The following is a 19,347-nucleotide window of genomic DNA, read 5'->3' as shown; positions in this document are numbered from 1 at the left end:
CCTGGGTCTTTTTTTAGCGGGCGCAGCCTGATCAGTGGGCGCGCAACAAGAGCCGGTGGGGCTTGAAGAAGAGGAGATAACGCAGCGCCACGTAGGTCACGATGACGAAGGCCACCCCCAGCTCCAGCGTGGCCAGCCCGTGCACCTGGGCCACATAAGGAGCGGCCACCCCCAGATCGCCCAGCAGCGACGCCAGCTTGAACAGGGCGGTGGCGCCGATCACCATGGGGAAGGTAAAGGCGGCATAGCCGGCACTGAATGGCAGGCGCAGTAGACGGAAGAAGGCGAGCCAGATGATGAGGGTCATCAGCACGGCGATACCGAACAGCAGGGCCACCAGCACCGGCGAAGGGGTGTCGCTAACGGTCAGGTAACCGGCCAGCGACAGACTGGCGGGGGCCGCCAGAATGGCGATGGTCGGCTTGGCGGCATCCGGCACCTCATGGCCGAAGATGAGGCGGTAGATCATCAGCGGCAGCATGACGCCATAGCAGATCATGCCGAACCACATCAGCCACTGGGCCAGCGGCAGCATGCGCCCCTGCGGGCAGGCGACGGCGGCCACTATGATGCCAACCGGCGGCACGAACCAGCTCGGCACCATGTGGTGCAGCTCAAAGCCGCGCAGGCGGTGCCAGCAGAAGGCGGCCAGGAACACCAGATGCAGCCCCACGGCGGCCAGCCAGAGCGCCTCGCCGGCAGAGGGGGCATAACGCTCGAGCGCCTTGGAAACCACCATCACCGCCATGGCATAGGTGGGCACCACGCTGCCCACCACGGGGTGGGCCAGATCCTGCCACAGCAGGCGCGGGTGGCTGAGAAACTTGCCGGTGAGGATCAGCAGCAGCGCGGCCGCGATGGCAGCGCCCAGTTGCTGGCCCCAGCCATCAAGGCCCCCTAAGTTCTCGCAGCACCAGCCCAGGCTGGCAATGCCGAGCGCCAGCCCCGCCATCGGGGTCGGGGCACCAGCCAGCGTCTGTCGGGTTCTTTTCATCATGCCATTTACCTCTGCGCTTACCGCGTCACCACGGCGTCATCACGATGGATGGGGCTAGGATAATGAGTCGGTGTCATTTACGATATCTAAATGATTTAAAGGCAGCGTTTAGAAAAACAATATGAATATCACCCTCAAGCAGCTGCGTGTCTTCAGCGCCATCGCCCGCCACGGCAACCTCGGTAAGGCCGCCGATGAGCTGTGCCTCAGCCGTGGCGCCATATCCCAGTCACTGCAAGAGCTAGAACGCCAGCTCGCCGCCCCCCTGTTCGATCGCATCCACCCCAGGCTGCAACTCAACAGCGAAGGGCGTCAGCTACAGCCCATGGCCGAGGAGTTGCTGGCGCGGGTGGCCGACATCGAGACCCTCTTCACCCCCCACTCGGGCGAGGCGGGGCTGCTGCGCCTAGGAGCCAGCCAGACCATCGGCAACTACCTGCTGCCGCCCCTGCTGGCGGCCATGCAGCAGGCGGGAGTCCGCCTTGAGGTCAACATCGCCAATACCCACAGATTGTGCGAGCAGCTGGCCCACTTCGAGCTGGACTTGGCGCTGATCGAGGGGGAAACCCGGATGAACGAGCTGGTCACCGAGCCCTGGCTCAGCGACGAGATGGTCGTGGTGGCCCCCTGGGAGCATCCCCTCGGCGGCCTGCCCGATCTGCGCCTGGCGGCGCTGGCCGGTGAGCCGTGGGTGCTGCGCGAGCCGGATTCCGGCAGCCGCGAGCAGTTCGATCAGCGCCTGCGTCCCCTGATTGGCCGCATCGGCCCCCTGCTCGAGCTCAACACCCTGGAGGCGGTGATGCAGTCGGTCGAGCAGGGGCTCGGCCTCTCGCTCATCTCCGAGCTGGCGGCGCGCGATCGCATCGCGGCGCGCCGCTTACGCCGCCTCAACTTGGCCGAGCCGATGCGCCGCCGGCTGCAACTGGTGTGGCACCGTCAAAAATACCTGTCGGCGCCGATGCGCCACTGCATCGCGTTTTGTCAGGCGCAGGCCGCAGCCGCCAGCCAGCCTATCACCTGACGGCTCACCGCCTGGGGCAGCCAGGGCGAGTCGAGCGCCCCGGCCGCCCGCAGCTCGGCAAGGTGATCCGCCTCGAACTGCAATCCCCCCTCGACCGGCATGAGGATCTCGGTTCCGTCATCCCAGCGGATCTGCTGCGGATTCCACCACTTGCCGACGATCTCAAGCCCCCATCCCTCCCCCTCTAGCCGGGCGTGGCGCGGCAGATCTTCGTCGATGGCGGCGCCGATCCGCGCCGAGAAGGCCCCCTCGAAGCGATACCAGCTCTGCAAATCGACCCCGCTCGGCCCCATCTTGCGCATCACCACAGGAGGGCAGGCCGGCAGTGAGAAGCGCCGGCACAAGGCGGCATAGAGCCACAGGCCATAGACCCCCACATCCCAGTTGGCACCACCGGCCAGGGCGGCATCGAACAGCTTGCCATCCCCTGTAACCTGCGAGCCAAAGGCTGCCTCGAGATGATGGGGTTGTCCGCGCTCGGGGAGCTGTGCCCACAGGGCCCGCCAGGCGGGAAAGCACATCACCTTCATCGCTTCGAGCAGCAACACACCCCGCGCGTGCGCCAGCGTCGTCAGCTCGTCCCATTCGGCCACGCTCAGCACCGCCGGTTTTTCCACCAGCACATGCTTGCCATGTTCGAGCATCAGCCGCACCACGGCGCCGTGCTGGGGGTGGATCACCGCCACATAGACGGCATCGACCTCCCCATCCTCGGCCAAGGCCCGGTAGCTACCATGGGCGCGCGCCACGCCGTGGTCGGCGGCGAAAGTGTCGGCCCGCGCCGACTCGCGGGCCGCGATGGCCACCACCTTGCTCTGCCTGGCAAAACGGGTGATGTCATGACAAAAACGGCGGGCAATGGCACCGGCGCCGGCAATGCCCCAGCGGCACAGACGAGATTCCATGGTGAACTCCGAATGAGGGTAAGCGTCCATTATGCCCGATCGGGGCGAAGGGGGGATCGCTCAAAGATAGTAATGAAAATAGTTATCACTCCTTGTCGCATCTAACTCCCTTTGTTAGCATAACGTCTCATTTGGTGACCGGCCCCCGCCGCCTCTTCACCCGTTCAAAGGAGTCCCTGTGTCACGCCCCCAGAGCCTGTTGCTGCTGTCGGGAACCCTGCTGCTGCTGTGCCTGTTTGCCCTCTCGCTGGCCACCGGTGCCGGCGAATATGGCCCCCGTGCCCTGCTCGGTTACCTCTTCGGCGATCCTGCCCTGCGTCAGGATCCCCAGTTCACCATGATCCTGCACACCCTGCGCCTGCCACGCACCCTGTGCGCCTTATTGGTTGGCGTGTGCGTCGCCCTTAGCGCCACCTTGCTGCAAAGTGCCACCCGCAACCCGCTGGCCGAGCCGGGGCTGCTCGGGGTCAACGCCGGCGCCGTGCTGGCGCTGGTGGTGGGGATCACCTGGTTCGGGGTCGAGTCTGCGTATGGTTACCTGCTGTGGTCCGGCCTCGGCGCCCTGCTGGCCAACCTCATCGTGCTCGCTCTGGGACTGATGCTCGGCGGCGCCACGCCGCTCAAGCTCATCTTGGTCGGGGTGGCGCTCTCCGCCACCTTCGGCGGGCTCGCCAATTATCTGCTGCTCTCCAATTTGGTGGTGCTCGAGCAGTTTCGTTTCTGGAATTTAGGCTCCCTCGCCGCCAGCTCGCTTGATGCCATCGGCCATGTCACCCCCTTCGTCGTGCTGGCCCTGATCCTGAGTCTGCTGCTGTGTCGCCCGCTGACCCTGTTGCAGATGGGGGATCTGCAGGCCAGGGCGCTTGGCATCCACCCGGCCCTGATCCGGGTCGGGGTGCTGCTCGCCTCGACCCTCTTCATCGCCTGCGCCATCGCCATCGCCGGCCCCATCGCCTTCGTCGGCTTTCTCGCGGCGTACTGCGCACGACTGGTCGAGCCGGTCAGGCTGGCAGTGCAGATCCGTTTCAGCGCCCTGTTTGGCGTCCTGTTTCTGCTGCTGGCCGATCTGCTGGCCCGGGTGCTGATCCGCCCCTTTGAGATGCCAAGCGGCATCCTGCTGGCGCTGATCGGTGCCCCGACCCTGATCGTCGTGGTGCAACGCGGCGGTTTTCGTTCCCTGCTGGCGGTGAAATAAGATGTCCTACCCCCTTCCCAGCGGCCACTGGTCGCTCTCCTTTGGCCCGGCCCGCCTGCTGCTTTCTCGCCGCGCCGTGCTGCTGGCACTGCTCTTGCTCGCCCTGCTGCTGCTGTTGATGTTGCTGGCTCTGACCCTCGGCAGTGGCCAGATCACCGCCCCCAGGGTGTTACAGACCCTGCTCGGCCACGGTAGCCGCCTCGATGAGGTGATGGTGTTCAAGGTTCGCCTGCCGCGCATTCTGGCGGTGGTGCTGGCCGGCGCCGCCATGGGGCTCTCGGGCTGCCTCATCCAGACCCTGGTCGGCAACCGCCTCGCCACCCCCGACATGATCGGGGTCAACGAGGGGGCCTCTCTTGCCATCATCATCTTCTCCCTCTATCTCACCGTCGGTAGCTGGCCCTGGTGGGCCGCCCCCTTCGGCGCCATTCTCTCGGCCTGCGCCCTCTACGCCCTGTGCCGCAAACCCGGCGAGCAAGGCTACCTGTTTGTGGTGATCGGCATCGGGGTCTCCGAGCTGTTCGAATCGCTCGGCCAGTTTGTAATGTCGACCCAGGCGCTGGCTCATCTCTCCGATCTCTACCTATGGAACATGGGCAGCTTTATCGGTCAGGGGGTCGACAAGCTGCAACCCATCGCCCTGCTCCTGCTGCTGCTCTGCCCCTGGGTCATCTACAGCGCCCGCTCACTGGCCCTGCTGCGCCTCGGCCAAGAGGGGGCGCGTAGCCTCGGCATCCGGGTCGAGCGGCTGCAACTGACGGTGTTGGCCCAGGCGGTGCTCATCGCCTCGCTCGGCACCGCCATCGGCGGCCCCGTGGTCTTCATCGCCATGACCGCCCCAGTGTTTGCCTCGTTTTTGGTGCGTGGCCGCATCCTGCCCCTGTGGCTGGCGGCCTTGTGCGGCGCCCTGCTGCTGCTTGCCAGCGATCTGCTGGTACGCCTGCTGGCCAGCCCGCACGAGGTCGCCACCGGCACCATGACCCGCATCCTCGGCGGCGTGGTGCTGCTGTTTCTCATCCTTCAAGACCGGCGGAGAACCGACTGATGACCTTAAGTGTCCAGCAACTTGCCTTCGGCTACGGGGAGCAACCGCTGCTCACCGGCCTCGATTTCATCCTGCCCGAAGGGCGGCTCATCGGTATCGTCGGCCCCAACGGCTGCGGCAAGTCGACCCTGCTACGCCTGCTGGCGGGCCAGCTTGCCCCCCGTCACGGCCGTGTGCTGCTCGATGGGCGCCCCCTTGCCGACTATGGGGGCAAGCGGTTGGCGCGGCGCCTTGCCTACCTGCCACAGCGGCCCCTGGTACCCCCCGGCATCTTGGTTGAGCAACTGGTTCAATATGGTCGCCACCCCCATCAAGGGTGGCTATCTCAGTGGAGCGCTGAGGACGCCCGCCAGGTGCAGCGGGCCCGGGATCGGATGCAACTTGATGCCATCTGGAGCCAAGAGGTCGGCTCCCTCTCCGGCGGTCAGGCCCAGCGCGCCTGGCTCGGCATGATCCTGGCGCAAGATACCAAGCTGGTACTGCTCGATGAGCCCACCAGCGCCCTCGACATCGGCCACCAGGCCGAGGTGATGGAGGCCATCCACCAGATCGCCGCCCAAGGGCACACCGTGCTGCTGGTGATCCACGATCTGGCCGCCGCCGCCCGCTACTGCGACACCCTGATCGCCCTCGGCGAAGGGCGCATCCAGGCCATGGGGCCGGCCCGCGAGGTGATCACCAAGTCATTGGTCGATCGCCTCTATCACACCGATGTCGATATTGTGCCCGCTCCCGGAGACGGCGCCCCGCTTATCGTGCCGCGCCGCCACCTCCCGGCTCTGCGTTGTGCCTGCTGACCTATCCACTACCCCTACAAGGAGCCCTTCATGTCCGCAATGATCCGCATTCCCCTGCTGCTACTGCTGCTGGCCAGCAGCGCGCTACAGGCCGCCACCCGGGAGATCACCGATGCCATCGGCCGGGTGATCACGGTGCCGGCCCGCCCCGAGCGGGTGGTCACCTTGGGTGAGCTCGAACTTGACTCGGTATTGACCCTCGGCGTGCAGCCGGTTGGCACCCTCAACGGCCGTGGCCAGAGTACGCTGCCGCACTACCTGCTGCCGCTGGCAGATGAGACAGTCCGCATCGTGGGCGATCTCGGCGCCCCCAATCTGGAGGCCCTCATCGATCTCGAGCCGGATCTCATCTTGACCGGTCAGGTCAAACCTGAGCTGCTCGCCCTGCTACAGGCGATAGCCCCGACCGTCGTCACCAGCCAGTTCAACGACGCCTGGAAGCCGGTCTTCACCCGCATCGCCACAGTGTTGGGCAAGCCAGCGCAGGCCAGCGCCTTCATGGCAAACTACCAACAGCGCCTCGATGCCGCCCGCCAGGCCATCGCCCCCCACCAGGGCGAGACCATCAGCATTGTGCGCTGGAATCCCAAGGGGCCGAGCTTTATGTACAGCGGCACCTTTGCCAGCACGGTCGTGGCCGAGCTCGGCCTGCGCCGCCCTGCCAACCAGATGGGGGAGCGCCAGCCCCACTCCCCGGCCTTGAGCCTGGAGTCCCTCGGCCAGCTCGACGCCAACTGGCTGGTGATCGGCACCCTGAGTCCGAGCGGCGAGGCGGTCGACGCCATGCGCCAAGCCGAGCAGAGCCCCGCCTTCGCCCAGTTGCCAGTGATCAAGGCCGGGCGTTACCGCGCGGTAGATGGCAGCCTGTGGACCTCAACCGGCGGCCCCCAGGCGGCGCTGCGCGTCATCGATGACGTCGTCGTTCTGCTGCAAGGCAAACCGGAGTAAGGCTGTCACTCGCGCCCACTCTCCCGTAACATGGCGACCATCGACACTCTCAATGGACTCGCCATGTTCAAATCTCTGCTGCTGCTTCCCCTCACCCTGCTCCTCTCGGCCTGCTCGCTGACCCAGTACAGCGTCACCGAACAACAGATCAACGACTACCTGGCCAGCCGGGCTGGCTTTGAGAAGCGCCTCGGCATCCCCGGCATCATGTCGAGCCAGATCCGCCTTGGCGAGATGAAGAGCCACATCGGCCGCTCCGCGCCCGACAAGGTCGATCTCGATACCGCCGGCGATCTGGTGGTCGCGAGCCGCATGGGCCAGCAATCCCTCAAGATCCGGCTCACCCTGCGGGCCCGCCCCGACTATGTGCCGGCGCAGGGGGCCATCTACCTCAAAGATCTCGAGCTGCTCTCGGTCAAGACCGAGCCAGCCGACGTGGGCGCCGCCCTCACCCCGCTGCTGCCGATGTTCAGCCTCTCCCTCGGCCAGTTTCTCGATGAAACGCCGGTCTATCGCCTCAACGAGCAGCGCAGCAAGAACGAGGCGCTGGCGCGCGACAAGGTGGATGGGCTGAAGGTTGAGCCGGGCAAGCTGGTGATCCCCTTCAAGCTGCTGTGATCCCCGCAGTGTTTCCTGCATCAAAAAGGCCGGTCGGATGACCGGCTTTTTGCTTCTCAACGACCAGAGAGTGGAGCATAATGCGCCCTATTCTCATTTGCGTTAGCAATGAGATATCCACAATAACAAGAGTGTGAGAACAACGGATGAAGAAGACACTGCTGGTCAACGCTATCGCATGGGCACTGCTGAGTCAGGCCACCCACGCCGCCGTCAAGGTCGAGGACAAGACCTTCCATACCGCCGCCGCTATGCTGGCCTACACCGAATTCGAGCTCTCCGGCGAGCCGCTGGCCGAAGCGCTGGGGCTGGATCTGGACGTGCTCGACGCCAACCGCGCCGACGAGCCGACCCCGTTTGACTTTGCCGCCGGCATCGAGTCCTACGAGTACTCCGAAGAGGCCATGTACGCCCTCAACTATCAGTCCGGCATGGGCCCGCACCTGGTCAACGGGCCGCAAAACCAGGCCCGTGGCGGCACGATGGCCTCCCTCGGTCAGCGGGTGCTGAGCCTGGCCGAAGCGGTCGGCTTCCCGGCCGATGAGGTGCCGCAAGGCATGTACCCGCTCTCTTTCCCCTACGCCTCGGCCAATCCGGAATTCGCCCAGGCCGTCAACGTGACCCCGGTCAACGGCGATCAGATCACCATCAAGACCGCCAAGGGCACCGAGAAGCGCGTCAAGACCCAGGTGCCGGCCTATTTTCGTGACTACAGCACCCTGCGCTGGAGCGGCAGCGACCAACTGCTGGTGCCGGCCGCCGTGGGCGGCATCCTGCTCAAAGAGGTGATGTGGTCGCAAGATTTCCTCGGCGGCATGCACGTGGCCGACACCGATGAAGAGGTCGAGGCCAGCTCCGCCAAGATGGATCAGGACGGCAAGCACAAGCTCGGGGTCTCGGCCGCCGACGGCTTCAACGGCATGATCCTGACCGAGCAGTCCCTCGACAAGCTGACCCTCTTGCAATCGCGCTTCGGTTACGATGGCAAGCAGTTGGGCGTGGCCATCACCCCGCAATACGATCCGGCCAAGGGAGTGGTCTACTTCCCGCATCAGGTGAAAGTGACCGAAACCCGGGCCAATGAGGCCGGCGCCATCGATAAGCTCGAGGTGGTCGACGGCTCGGCCCAGCTGCGCGATGCCTGGATGCTGCTGTGGCCGCTCTCTGAGTTCTACGCCTTTACCGATCAGCGCAGCGCCAATACCAACCAGAACCCGGCCTTCCACGCCGTGTTCGATGGGGAGCCGTTTGCCGCCACGCCAGCCGCCAACCGGGCCGGCGATCTGGACAAGGCGGTGGCAGGCAGCGACGCCTTCTCCCTGGCGCTGAACCTCTCCAACCTCACCTTCAAGAACCTGATGGCCCTGCACTTCGAGCCCAAGGCCGGCACCCTGGTCGACAGCTGGCAAGCGGGCACGCAGGGCAAGCACGTCACCGCCTTCGACGCCGCCTATGCCCTGGTGGCCTTGCAAATCTTCCAGCGGGCGCAGGATGCCCTGCCGGTCGGCTACGCCGCCGGTGACAACGGCGAGCTGAACCTCAATACCGCCCAAGGCAAGCAGGCGCTAAAGCTCATCACCCAGCAAGCCGACTTCATCTTGAGCCAGCTTAAGGGCAGCAACGGCCTCATCCACGACGGCATCACCCTGGGTGGTAAGCGTGACGCCGGCCAGTCGGTCGAGACCCAGTTTGCCGCCGTGCGCGGCCTGACCGCCGCCTTCCTGGCCACCCAGGATGAGAAGTACCGCAGCGCCGCTCGCGAGCTGTTTATCGCCACCGACAAGGCCTATTTCAATGCCAAAGCAGGCACCTGGCTGGCAGGTAAACAGGGTGAATACACCCCTTGGACCCAGGCCGCCATCTCCGGCGCCCTTCGCGCGGCCATGCTGAACCTGCGCAACGAAGGGGCCGAGAAGGCGCCCGAGCTGGAGCTGGCTAAGCTGACTCAGCAGTACGTGAGCTGGTTCCGTGGCACCAATCATGGCGGCATGCAGATGGCCGAGTGGATCGGCGACTCCGGCGAGAACGTCGTCGAGGGCGCCGGTCATGACAGCGACGAAGATGGGGTGCCCCAGGTGACCGCCGCTGGCGGCCAGCACGGCACCGCCATGGTGATGGCCGGCAAGGCCGTGATCGGCGAGTAACACGCTGCGCGATCAAAAAAGGGGAGCCACTGGCTCCCCTTTCTCATGGCGACGGATCACAGCCGCTCAAGCATATCCCGAGTGACCAGTACGATCCCCTGCTCGGAGCGGTAGAAGCGGCGGGCATCCTCGTCCGCGTTCTCTCCCACCACCAGCCCATCGGGCAGGACACACCCCTTATCGACCACCACCCGGCGCAGCCGGCACCCTGCCCCCACCTCGACGCCAGGGAAGATCACCGTCTGATCCAGAGTGCAGAAGGAATGCACCCGCACATTGGTAAACAGCACCGAACTGGTGATAAACGAGCCGCTGACGATGGTGCCACCGGAGAACAGGGAGTTGATGGTCATGCCGTGCTGGCCGTTTCTGTCCTGCACGAACTTGGCTGGCGGCATCATGCTGCGACTGGTCCAGATCGGCCAGTGCTGGTCGTACACGTCCAGCTCGGGCACCACGGAGGCGAGATCCATGTTGGCCTCCCAGAACGAATCAACCGTCCCCACGTCACGCCAGTAGGGGCGCCGGCCCTCGCTGCAACCGACGCAGGAGAGACCGAACGGGTGGGCATAGGCCACCCCCTGCTGCACCACCTTGGGAATGACGTTCATGCCAAAGTCGTGGTGGGAGCATTCGTCCTGAATATCCTCCTCAAGCAGTTGATAAAGGTATTCGGCGTCAAAGACATAGATCCCCATGGAGGCCAGCGACATCTCCGGCTTATCGGGCATGGTGGGGGGATCGGCGGGCTTCTCGACGAAGGCGTTGATCTTGCGATCCCCATCGACCCCCATCACGCCAAAGGCGGAGGCTTCGCTGCACGGCACCTCGATACAGCCGACCGTCACCTTGCCGCCGAGGCGCATGTGATCGAGCAGCAGGCTGGCGTAGTCCATCTTGTAGATGTGATCCCCGGCCAGCACCAGAATGTATCTGGGTTTGTGCTCGCGAATGATGTCTAGATTCTGGTAGACCGCATCGGCGGTGCCGCGATACCAGTGCACCTCATCCACCCGCTGCTGAGCCGGCAGCAGATCGATAAACTCGTTCATCTGGTTACGCATGAATGACCACCCGCTTTGCAGATGGCGAAGCAGGCTGTGTGATTTGTACTGGGTGACGACACCGATACGGCGGATGCCGGAGTTGACACAGTTGGAGAGCACGAAATCGATAATACGGAACTTGCCACCGAAATGGACTGCCGGCTTGGCCCGGCTGTCGGTGAGCTGCTTCAGGCGGCTTCCCCTGCCCCCTGCCAGCACCAGCGCCATGGTTTCATTCAGGAGCTGTCTCGCTTTGCCCGTATTGCTTGGCTCTAATAACATCTTCCTTCCCTCTTTAAGATCAGGCCTTAAGATCCATCTTGCCCGTTCCACCATACCAAGAAAATGTTTTCAGTCACATTATGTGAACACGTCAGGTGTCAGATGAGAGATGTGTGCGCCGGCGCAACAAGGTGAGGATCACCTCATTGAGTAACCGGTAGCGTTCCAGCTCCTCCTTGTCGTAACGGGTGGCCAGCATGGCTGGATTTCCCCTGTGCTTGAGATAGCGGTTGATCTGCAACCGGTTGAAACCAGCCACCTTGTAGAGGGTGGTCAGCAGGCCGGCAAACTGCTCGTCATCGAGCCCGGCCAGCGCCAGGTAGCCGGCGTTATCCGGGGTGGGGTGGCTCAATGTCACGCTCTCGAGTTTGCCCGACTCCTTGAGGTACTCGAGCCACTGCTCCACATAGAGCGGCTTGCTGCCCGCCAGCAGATTGAAGTAGCCCACCGCATCGCAGCGGCACTCACTTAGCAGCAAGACGGCCAGAGCGTCGTCATCACACTCGAAACGCACCGGCCCGCTTTGCCCCCAGTCGAGCGCCTGGATCTGAATGCGCGCCTTTGCCCCGCTCGGGGCGATCGCTTCAAACTGGAACATGGCATTGATCCACAAAGAAAATATCCATCATGGTCCAGTCGTCATCATGTGTAAAGGGTCAGCGTGCCCTGCCACGGCTTCGCAACCCATCATCAAAAGCAAAGAGGGGGGAGACTCAGCCTCCCCCCTCTCTCATCCAGACACGCCCACCGGCACTCAGACCTGCTCGGCGACCACGGCCAACTCTTGGCGCAGCGCCTTGGTGGCCGCCACCATCACGTGAAGGGCGGCTTCGGTCTCTTCCCAGCCACGGGTTTTCAGCCCGCAATCTGGGTTGACCCACAGCCGCTCGACCGGGATCTGCTCGGCGGCGCGGCGCAGCAGCCCCTCGATCCAGCGCTGGCTCGGCACATTGGGCGAGTGAATGTCGTACACGCCCGGTCCAATCTCGTTGGGGTAGTTAAAGCGCTCAAACGCCCCCAGCAACTGCATCTGACTGCGACTGGTCTCGATGGTGATGACGTCCGCATCGAGCGCCGCCACCGCCTCAATGATGAGGTTGAAGTCGCTGTAGCACATGTGGGTGTGGATCTGGGTGCGGTCGGCCACCGGGCTGGCGCTCAGGCGAAAAGCGCGCACCGCCCAGTCCAAATAAGCCTGGTGATCCCCGGCGCGCAGGGGCAACCCCTCGCGGATGGCCGGCTCGTCGATCTGGATGATCTTGACCCCGGCCGCCTCCAAGTCCGCCACTTCATCGCGAATGGCCAGGGCAATCTGCAATGCCGACTGCTCGCGGCTCACGTCTTCGCGTGGGAACGACCAGCAGAGGATGGTCACAGGCCCGGTCAGCATCCCTTTGACCGGCTTGTCGGTCAGGCTCTGGGCATAGTTGATCCACGCTAAGGTCATGGGGGCCGGCCGGTCGATGTCCCCGGTGATCACCGGCGGCTTGACGCAGCGCGAGCCGTAACTTTGCACCCAGCCAAAGCGGGTGATGGCAAAACCACCTAGCTGCTCGCCAAAATACTCCACCATGTCGTTGCGCTCGGCCTCGCCGTGCACCAGCACGTCCAGTCCGATCGCCTCCTGGCGGGCGATGGCCTCTTCAATCTGCGCGCGGATCCCCGCCTCGTAGGTCGCCTCATCCACCCGGCCGGCCCGCCAATCCTGGCGCAGGGCGCGAATTTCGCGGGTCTGCGGGAACGAGCCGATGGTGGTGGTCGGCAGCAGCGGCAGGCGCAATGACTGGCGCTGCTGCTGGGCACGCTGGGGATAGGCGCTGAGACGGTGGAAATCCGGCTCGCTCAGGGCGGCCAGCCGCGCCTGCACCGCAGGCTTGTGTACCTGGCCATCCGATGCCCGCTCGATGATGGGCTGGCTATAGGCCGCCACGCGATCCACCGCCCCTCCGTTCAGATGCTCGGCCAGCAGCCCCAGCTCGTAGCACTTTTGCAGCGCAAAGGCGAACCAGCTCTTCACCCTGGGGGGCAGCTCCTGCTCCAAGGAGAGATCCACCGGGCTGTGCAGGAGCGAGCAGGAGGTGGCAATCCACAGGCGCTCGCCAAGGCGTGCCTTGAGCGGCGCCAGACGCTCGGCCTGGGCCAGCAGATTGGCGCGCCAGACGTTGCGACCGTTGATCACCCCGGCCGACACCACCCAATGGGCCGGCAGCTTGGGCAGCAGGCTGTCGAGCTGCTCAGGCGCGGCCACCAGATCCAGGTGCAGGCCGTCGACTTTCAGGCTGGTGATGAGCTCACGCTGGTGCGCCACCGAGCCGAAATAGGGGGTGAGCAGCAGCTTGCAAGGGCCGGCGAGGCGCTCATAGGCTCGCAGGTAGGCAAGGCGCCACTCATCGGGCAGATCCAGGGTCAGCGCCGGCTCGTCTATCTGCACCCACTCCACCCCCTGGGCCGCCAGCTTGGCCAGGATTTCCTGATAGACGATGAGCAGCCGGTCAAGCAGCTCAAGGCGTGAAAAGCCGCTCTCTTTCTCCTTACCAAGCCAGAGATAGGTGACGGGGCCGAGAAGAACCGCCTTGATTGGAAGGCCCAATGCCTTGGCCTCCTCGACCTCGTCAAACAGTTGCGACCAGCCCAGACGAAAGCGCTGCTCCCGATGAAACTCGGGCACCAGGTAGTGGTAGTTGGTGTTGAACCACTTGGTCATTTCGGCAGCGGCGGCGGGCTGGCCGGTCGGGGCGCGGCCACGCGCCACCCGAAACAGGGTATCGAGTGTGGTATCACCGTCGCGGTGACGCTCGGGGATGGCATCCACCAACAGGCTGGTGCCGAGCACCTGATCGTACCAGGCAAAATCGCCGACCGGCAGCAAGGTGACACCGGCCTCACGCTGGGCCTGCCAGTGGCGCTGGCGCAGGTTTTTCCCCACCGCCAACAGTTCAGCTTGCGGGATCTCACCTCGCCAGTAGGCCTCGAGGGCAAATTTCAGTTCGCGCTTGGCGCCGATGCGGGGGAACCCCAGGGTATGTGCTTGCGTCATCGCCTTCTCTCCGATTCTGGTTGACTTGACCCTGGCACCGGCTCATTTAGCCGTCCAGATGTTTACACATCCAGAATGACGAGATAAGGTGGCTCTGGCTATTGAATCCTCTTCAAGTGGCTCTCAAGGATCGTTCAAGCAGGAGCAAGGATGGAGATCAAACACTTAAAAACCGTGGCAGCCCTGGCCGATCAGGGATCACTCGCCGCCGCCGCGCTGACCCTGAGCCTGACCCAGTCTGCCCTCTCCCATCAGATCAAGGAGCTGGAGGGGCGCCTCGGCTGCGAGCTCTATCTGCGAAAGAGTCGGCCGCTCACCTTCACCGCTGCCGGCGAGCTGGTGTTGCACCTGGCGCGCAGCGTGCTGCCCCAGCTTGCCAGCACCGAGAAACAGCTAGCCGCACTGCAAGCCGGCCACAGCGGCAAGCTGCACCTGGCGCTCGACTGCCACAGCTGCATCCACTGGCTGCTGCCGCTGCTGCCCGCCTTTCGCCAGCGCTGGCCCGGCATCGAGCTGGAGGTCGAGTCCGTACCCGGTTTCGACACTGTGGCGGCCCTGCTCGGCGGCCAGCTCGATCTGCTGCTCACCTCCGACGTGCAGGCCCGCGGCGATCTTCACTTCGAGCCCCTGTTCGACTTCCCGCTGGAGCTGGTGATGGCGCCAGATCACCCGCTGGCTCGTCAGGAGTGCATTGCCCCGAGGGATCTCGCTGGCGAAGTGCTGCTCACCTACCCGGTGGAGCGTGCCCGCATGGACGTGTTCAGCCGCTTCTTGCAACCGGCCGGAGCCGAGCCGGGTCGCTGCAAGGTGGTCGACAACACCTCAGTGATGTTGCAGATGGCCGCCGCCGGCCTCGGGGTGGCCGCCCTGCCCGCCTGGGCCAGCAGCGAATTCGTCCGCCAAGGGTTGCTGGCCGCCCGTCCGCTCGGCAGTGGGATCACCCGCCACATGTACGCTGCGGTGCGGGCTGCCGATCGCCAACAGGGGGCATTGCAGGGGTTGTTTGCCCTGATCCGGGATAGCCATGGCACACCACCAATTTTTCATCCAACATGAAAATAAAAGATGGATTTAAAAACCAGCAAAAACACACAAAATAGAAACATTAACCATTTTTAATTAACACCATTGAATATCATGTTGCCGCTGATTATGGTGAAGCCCTCATTCGTCGGAGGCAAACTATATGGATATTGTGGTGCTCGGTGGAGGTGTGATCGGGGTAACATCAGCCTGGTATCTGGCCAGGGCCGGGCACAGGGTGACCCTGCTCGAGCGGCAGGCCGATGTGGCACTGGAGACCAGTCATGCCAACGCAGGTCAAATCTCCCCCGGCTACGCGGCTCCCTGGGCGGCGCCTGGCATCCCCTTCAAGGCCGCTAAGTGGATGTTCGAGCGCCATGCGCCGCTCGCCATCCGTCCCACCTCGGACCCCTTCCAGCTACGCTGGATGCTCAAGATGCTGGCCAACTGCAACGAGACCTCTTATGCCCGCAACAAGGGGCGCATGGTGCGTCTGGCCGAATACAGCCGCGACTGCATGATGGCCCTGCGCAGCGAGCTGCCCATCGACTATGAAGGGCGCCAGCTCGGCACCCTGCAACTGTTTCGCTCCGATGCCCAGATTGAGGCAAGCAAGCGCGACATGGAGGTGCTGGCGCTGGCTGGCGTGCCGTTCGAGTCGCTTGATGCTGCCGGTTGCGAAGGCGCCGAGCCGGCACTGGCCCGGGTGCGCGGCGTCATCAAGGGGGGGCTGCGCCTGCCCGGTGACGAGACCGGCGACTGCCTGCGGTTCACTCGCGCCCTGGCCGCCGAGGCGAAAAAGCTCGGGGTCGAGTTTGTCTTCAACTGCGCGGTGGATAGCCTTATCCGCCGCGGCGAGGCGGTGGTGGGCGTGCGCGCCGGCGAGCAGCACTGGCAGGCCGATGCGGTGGTGTGCGCCTTTGGCAGCTACAGCACCGGGTTCCTGCGCCCGCTGGGGCTCGATCTGCCGGTCTACCCGGTCAAGGGCTACTCCCTCACCCTGCCCATCACCGATGGGGAGGGGGCCCCGCGCAGCACGGTACTCGACGAGACCTACAAGGTGGCACTGACCCGTTTCAACGAGCGGATCCGGGTCGGCGGCATGGCCGAGCTATCGGGCTTCAATCTGGCCCTCAATCCGCGCCGGCGCGAAACCCTCTCCATGGTGGTGAACGATCTCTTCCCCCATGGCGGCGATCTGGCCCGTGCCGAGTTCTGGACTGGGCTGCGCCCCATGACCCCAGACGGCACCCCGCTGGTGGGGCCAAGTCCGATCCCGGGGCTGTGGCTCAACACCGGCCACGGTACCCTGGGCTGGACCATGGCCGCCGGCTCGGGCCAACTGCTCGCCGATTGGATGGGGGGCCAGCACAGGGCCATCGACACCGAGGGGTTCACCTTGGATCGCTACGCGGCCTGAAAGGCCCAATAAAAAAACGCGCCCGAGGGCGCGTTTTTTTATGTTCGCAGCTTAAGCCCGGCTGCTGGCGAGCTTGGCCCGGATCCCGCCAATGACCATCGGCAACAGGGAGATCACGATGATGCCGAAGATGAGCAGGGTAAAGTTTTTGCGCACCACCGGCAGGTTGCCAAAGAAGTGGCCGGCGTAGACGAAGCTCATCACCCACAGGAAGCCCCCGACCAGGTTAAAAGCCAGGAAGCGCTTGTAGGTCATGGCCCCCATCCCCGCCACGAAGGGGGCGAAGGTGCGCACGATCGGCAAGAAGCGGGTGATGATGATGGTCTTGCCACCGTGGCGCGCATAGAAGGCGCTGGTCTTCTCCAAGTGATCGCGGCGGAAGATCTTCGAGTGGGGATTTTGAAACAGCTTCTCACCGAAGAAGTGGCCGATGGTGTAGTTGACCACGTTGCCGAGCACCGCAGCGATGATCAGCACGGTAGCTAGGGTGTGCACGTCCAGCACGCTACCCACCGTCAGGGCGCCGGCGGCGAACAGCAGGGAGTCACCCGGCAGGAAGGGGGTCACCACCAGGCCAGTCTCACAAAAGATGATGAGAAACAAGATGGCGTAAACCCAGATGCCATAGTTCTCGAACAACTCCCTGAGGTGGACATCCACGTGGAGAATGAAATCGATAAGAAAGAGGATCAGATCCATGGTGCTCACTCGCTAAAAAACCGCAGCAGAGTCTACCCCGCCCCCTGCATCCCAGCAATCGCCCTCCCAAGAGAATTTTCCCCTGCCCGAATGGGGGAGCCCACGATCCCTGCCGGATCCGGCAATTGCGTCACAGGGCAGGGAGTGAGAAGGTACAGAGATTCCATCGAGGACTGATTTCATGAACCGCTTCGAGATTTGGAGCCAACGCGGCCAGAGCTGGGTCTATGACGTGGCGGCCCTGCGCCGTCAGGTGCTGGCCCTTGAGGGTGAGGTGATGGTGCGCTACGTCAACCGCCTCGGTGCCCCGTGCAGCCTATTTCTGGTGATTGAAGGGCAGACGGCGAGGCAGCGTTTCAAGCCGGGCATGCCCCCCCTCGACTGGGAGTGGCTGCGTCAGGCGCTGCACGAGCCGGCACTGCCCCTGAGTCTGGCCCCCCGCAACCCCTACCCGCGTCAGCCCTAGCCTCTCTCGCTATCCCAGGTGCAGCGCCAACCAGACCGCCAGTGGAATGATCACCAGCGAGAGCGCGTTGCCCCCCAGCACGATACTGGCCACCTTCTGCGGCTGGCACTGGTACTGCTCGCACAACATGTAGTTGAGCACGGCCGGTGGCAGTGCCACCGACACCAGCAGCAGTGGCACCCACTCGGGATTCAGCGGCAGCAGCCACCACACCAGCAGCAGTGACATGCCTCCTGCCGCCAGATAAAGCAGATTGACCCGGATGGCGAGCCCCAGATCGTCCCATCCCCCGTCCAGCAGCCGGATCCCCAGCGCAAACAGCATCAAGGGCACCGAGATCTGGCCAAGCAGAGAGGCCGTCGTCACCACGAAGGCCGGCAACGAGATCCCCAGATTGGCCACCAGCAAGCCGGCCGCCGCCGCCCACAACATGGGGCTGCGCAGCCAGAGCCAGCGGCTCCCCTCCCGGCCCCCGGAGAGCAAGGCGATCCCCACCGAGAAGTGCAGCAGGTTGGAGAGCACGAACAGGATCACGATGGCGCCGAGCTGCTGCTCGCCGAAGGCCAGCACCATCAGCGGAATGCCGAGATTGCCGGTGTTGCGGAACATGGCGGGCACCATGCGTGCCGGCCGAGAAAGGCCGCCAATGGGGCACAGGGCCAACAGCAGACCGGGCAGCAGGATCACCAGGGTGCCGGCCAGCAGCAGCGCCATATGCTCGCCGAGGGCCAGCGGGTATTTCACCAGCGCCGAGAAGACCAGGGCCGGAGTAAACAGCTCGATGTTGGCACGATTGACGAACCCGAGCTCCCCTCCCGGCCGGCGATGGCCGTAGAGGGCGCCAAGGGCCACCACGGCAAACACCGGGACTACGATGTCGAGCAGGGCGGCCAGCATATCAGGCGTGGCTGGGGTGGCGTTGCAGGAACTGGGGGTCCAGGGTCACCTCACCATGACCATTGCTCAGCCAGAGCTGCCCCTCGCTGATGGTGCAGGTGAGCTGCATGGTGCGCTCGGCCAAGGCCGCCAGCGCCTGGCTCTGCTCATCGGACAGCTCGATCACCGTCAGGTTGTCGTGCTGGGCGAGCTTGCCCTGATTTTGCTTCCACCACACCGATACCCCGCGCCCGCCATAGGCATAGAGCACCACTTCACGGGCGCGGTTGCACGCCTTCTTGAGGCGGCGCTCGTCGGGCAAGCCGAGCTCGACCCACAACTCAATCTCGTCGCTGTAGCTTTTGATCCACAGCTCCGGCTCGTCGTCGGCAGACAGCCCTTTGGTAAATTCGAGACGCTCGGCCGCATGCCAGGCAAAGGCCGCCAGGCGGATCATCATCCGCTCGTCGGTTTCGGAGGGGTGGCGGGCCAGGGTGAGGGAGAAATCCTGATAGAGGCCCCTGTCCATGTCGGAGAGGGAGAGATGGGCCTTGAATACGGTTGCCTTGAGGGCCATAACGCACCTGGGTCAGTGGGAACGCCCGGCAGTGTACCCGATTGCGGCGCGCCTGACGATGGCACTCAAGGCAACAAGGGGATCAACGCTCGACCGGCTTCACGCCGAAGGCATTGAGCAGGACGCAGCTCACCACCGCCACGGCAAGAAAGCCGCTTAAGAAGATGAAGGGCATCACGCCGTATCCCAGCACGGTCCAAATGGTTTGCTCAAGCAGGCTCATGGTTTTCTCCTCGTTCGATTGCGCCTTC

General features: G+C 64.2%; 19 protein-coding genes. 10 read left to right on the top strand and 9 right to left on the bottom strand.

Annotated features, from left to right (window positions below):
* Positions 1–31: 31 nt before the first annotated feature.
* On the bottom strand, positions 32–997 hold the full coding sequence (locus tag FE240_RS07350) for a TDT family transporter (protein WP_193003985.1): 966 nt from the start codon (positions 995–997) through the stop codon (positions 32–34).
* A 121-nt stretch (positions 998–1,118) separates the two neighbouring features.
* Between FE240_RS07350 and FE240_RS07345 the strand changes: the two genes are divergently transcribed.
* Positions 1,119–2,018 carry a LysR substrate-binding domain-containing protein gene (locus FE240_RS07345; protein ID WP_193003984.1) on the top strand — a complete coding sequence of 300 codons (900 nt, stop codon included), beginning with the start codon at positions 1,119–1,121 and terminating at the stop codon, positions 2,016–2,018.
* On the opposite strand, the gene FE240_RS07340 is transcribed toward FE240_RS07345, so the two are convergent.
* On the bottom strand, positions 1,979–2,923 hold the full coding sequence (locus FE240_RS07340; RefSeq protein WP_193003983.1) for a Gfo/Idh/MocA family protein: 945 nt from the start codon (positions 2,921–2,923) through the stop codon (positions 1,979–1,981). The genes FE240_RS07345 and FE240_RS07340 overlap by 40 nt on opposite strands.
* A 178-nt stretch (positions 2,924–3,101) precedes the next feature.
* Here FE240_RS07340 and FE240_RS07335 point away from each other — a divergent pair, with 178 nt between their 5' ends.
* The 6 genes from FE240_RS07335 (at position 3,102) to FE240_RS07310 (ending at position 9,670) form a co-directional block, all read left to right on the top strand.
* A complete protein-coding gene (locus tag FE240_RS07335; protein WP_193003982.1) occupies positions 3,102–4,118 on the top strand; it encodes a FecCD family ABC transporter permease in 1,017 nt (338 codons plus the stop codon).
* 1 nt (position 4,119) lies between these two features.
* Positions 4,120–5,163, top strand: coding sequence for a FecCD family ABC transporter permease (locus FE240_RS07330; protein ID WP_193003981.1), 1,044 nt, complete (start codon positions 4,120–4,122; stop codon positions 5,161–5,163).
* Positions 5,163–5,960, top strand: a complete 798-nt coding sequence (locus FE240_RS07325) for an ABC transporter ATP-binding protein (protein WP_193003980.1) — start codon at positions 5,163–5,165, stop codon at positions 5,958–5,960. The genes FE240_RS07330 and FE240_RS07325 overlap by 1 nt, the downstream gene beginning before the upstream one ends.
* Positions 5,961–5,990: 30 nt before the next feature.
* A complete protein-coding gene (locus FE240_RS07320; protein ID WP_193003979.1) occupies positions 5,991–6,908 on the top strand; it encodes an ABC transporter substrate-binding protein in 918 nt (305 codons plus the stop codon).
* A gap of 63 nt (positions 6,909–6,971) precedes the next feature.
* Entirely contained in the window at positions 6,972–7,526 is a 555-nt protein-coding gene (locus tag FE240_RS07315) for a lipoprotein (RefSeq protein ID WP_193003978.1), read from the top strand.
* A gap of 146 nt (positions 7,527–7,672) precedes the next feature.
* A complete protein-coding gene (locus FE240_RS07310) occupies positions 7,673–9,670 on the top strand; it encodes a hypothetical protein (protein ID WP_193003977.1) in 1,998 nt (665 codons plus the stop codon).
* Between the two features lie 56 nt (positions 9,671–9,726).
* Here FE240_RS07310 and glgC read toward each other — a convergent pair whose 3' ends face one another.
* The 3 genes from glgC to metE all read right to left on the bottom strand — a co-directional run bounded on the left by glgC (position 9,727) and on the right by metE (position 14,035).
* The gene (gene glgC, locus FE240_RS07305) at positions 9,727–10,998 is read right to left on the bottom strand and encodes a glucose-1-phosphate adenylyltransferase (protein ID WP_193003976.1); all 1,272 of its coding nucleotides are present in this window, start codon (positions 10,996–10,998) and stop codon (positions 9,727–9,729) included.
* A gap of 91 nt (positions 10,999–11,089) precedes the next feature.
* Positions 11,090–11,596, bottom strand: coding sequence for a hypothetical protein (locus FE240_RS07300; protein WP_193003975.1), 507 nt, complete (start codon positions 11,594–11,596; stop codon positions 11,090–11,092).
* A 156-nt stretch (positions 11,597–11,752) separates the two neighbouring features.
* Positions 11,753–14,035, bottom strand: a complete 2,283-nt coding sequence (gene metE, locus FE240_RS07295) for a 5-methyltetrahydropteroyltriglutamate--homocysteine S-methyltransferase (protein WP_193003974.1) — start codon at positions 14,033–14,035, stop codon at positions 11,753–11,755.
* A gap of 150 nt (positions 14,036–14,185) precedes the next feature.
* Here metE and FE240_RS07290 point away from each other — a divergent pair, with 150 nt between their 5' ends.
* Both FE240_RS07290 and FE240_RS07285 read left to right on the top strand, forming a co-directional pair.
* The gene (locus tag FE240_RS07290; protein ID WP_193003973.1) at positions 14,186–15,091 is read left to right on the top strand and encodes a LysR substrate-binding domain-containing protein; all 906 of its coding nucleotides are present in this window, start codon (positions 14,186–14,188) and stop codon (positions 15,089–15,091) included.
* Positions 15,092–15,221: 130 nt separating this feature from the next.
* Positions 15,222–16,478: a D-amino acid dehydrogenase gene (locus tag FE240_RS07285; RefSeq protein ID WP_193003972.1), complete on the top strand. Its 1,257-nt coding sequence runs from the start codon at positions 15,222–15,224 to the stop codon at positions 16,476–16,478.
* Between the two features lie 51 nt (positions 16,479–16,529).
* Here the strand turns inward: FE240_RS07285 and FE240_RS07280 are convergent, their stop codons facing one another.
* Positions 16,530–17,177, bottom strand: a complete 648-nt coding sequence (locus tag FE240_RS07280) for a DedA family protein (RefSeq protein WP_193003971.1) — start codon at positions 17,175–17,177, stop codon at positions 16,530–16,532.
* A 181-nt stretch (positions 17,178–17,358) separates the two neighbouring features.
* On the opposite strand from FE240_RS07280, the gene FE240_RS07275 reads away from it, so the two are divergent.
* The gene (locus FE240_RS07275) at positions 17,359–17,643 is read left to right on the top strand and encodes a hypothetical protein (RefSeq protein ID WP_042047434.1); all 285 of its coding nucleotides are present in this window, start codon (positions 17,359–17,361) and stop codon (positions 17,641–17,643) included.
* Positions 17,644–17,652: 9 nt separating this feature from the next.
* On the opposite strand, the gene FE240_RS07270 is transcribed toward FE240_RS07275, so the two are convergent.
* The 3 genes from FE240_RS07270 to FE240_RS07260 all read right to left on the bottom strand — a co-directional run bounded on the left by FE240_RS07270 (position 17,653) and on the right by FE240_RS07260 (position 19,319).
* The gene (locus tag FE240_RS07270; protein WP_193003970.1) at positions 17,653–18,540 is read right to left on the bottom strand and encodes an AEC family transporter; all 888 of its coding nucleotides are present in this window, start codon (positions 18,538–18,540) and stop codon (positions 17,653–17,655) included.
* A gap of 1 nt (position 18,541) precedes the next feature.
* Positions 18,542–19,096, bottom strand: coding sequence for a YaeQ family protein (locus FE240_RS07265; protein WP_193003969.1), 555 nt, complete (start codon positions 19,094–19,096; stop codon positions 18,542–18,544).
* Between the two features lie 82 nt (positions 19,097–19,178).
* A complete protein-coding gene (locus tag FE240_RS07260; protein WP_193003968.1) occupies positions 19,179–19,319 on the bottom strand; it encodes a TIGR02808 family protein in 141 nt (46 codons plus the stop codon).
* Positions 19,320–19,347 lie beyond the last annotated feature (28 nt).

The organism is Aeromonas simiae, assembly GCF_014892695.1.
Taxonomy (GTDB): Bacteria; Pseudomonadota; Gammaproteobacteria; order Enterobacterales; family Aeromonadaceae; genus Aeromonas; species Aeromonas simiae.
Note: the sequence above shows the minus strand (reverse complement) of the source record. Positions and strands in the feature narration are given on the sequence as shown.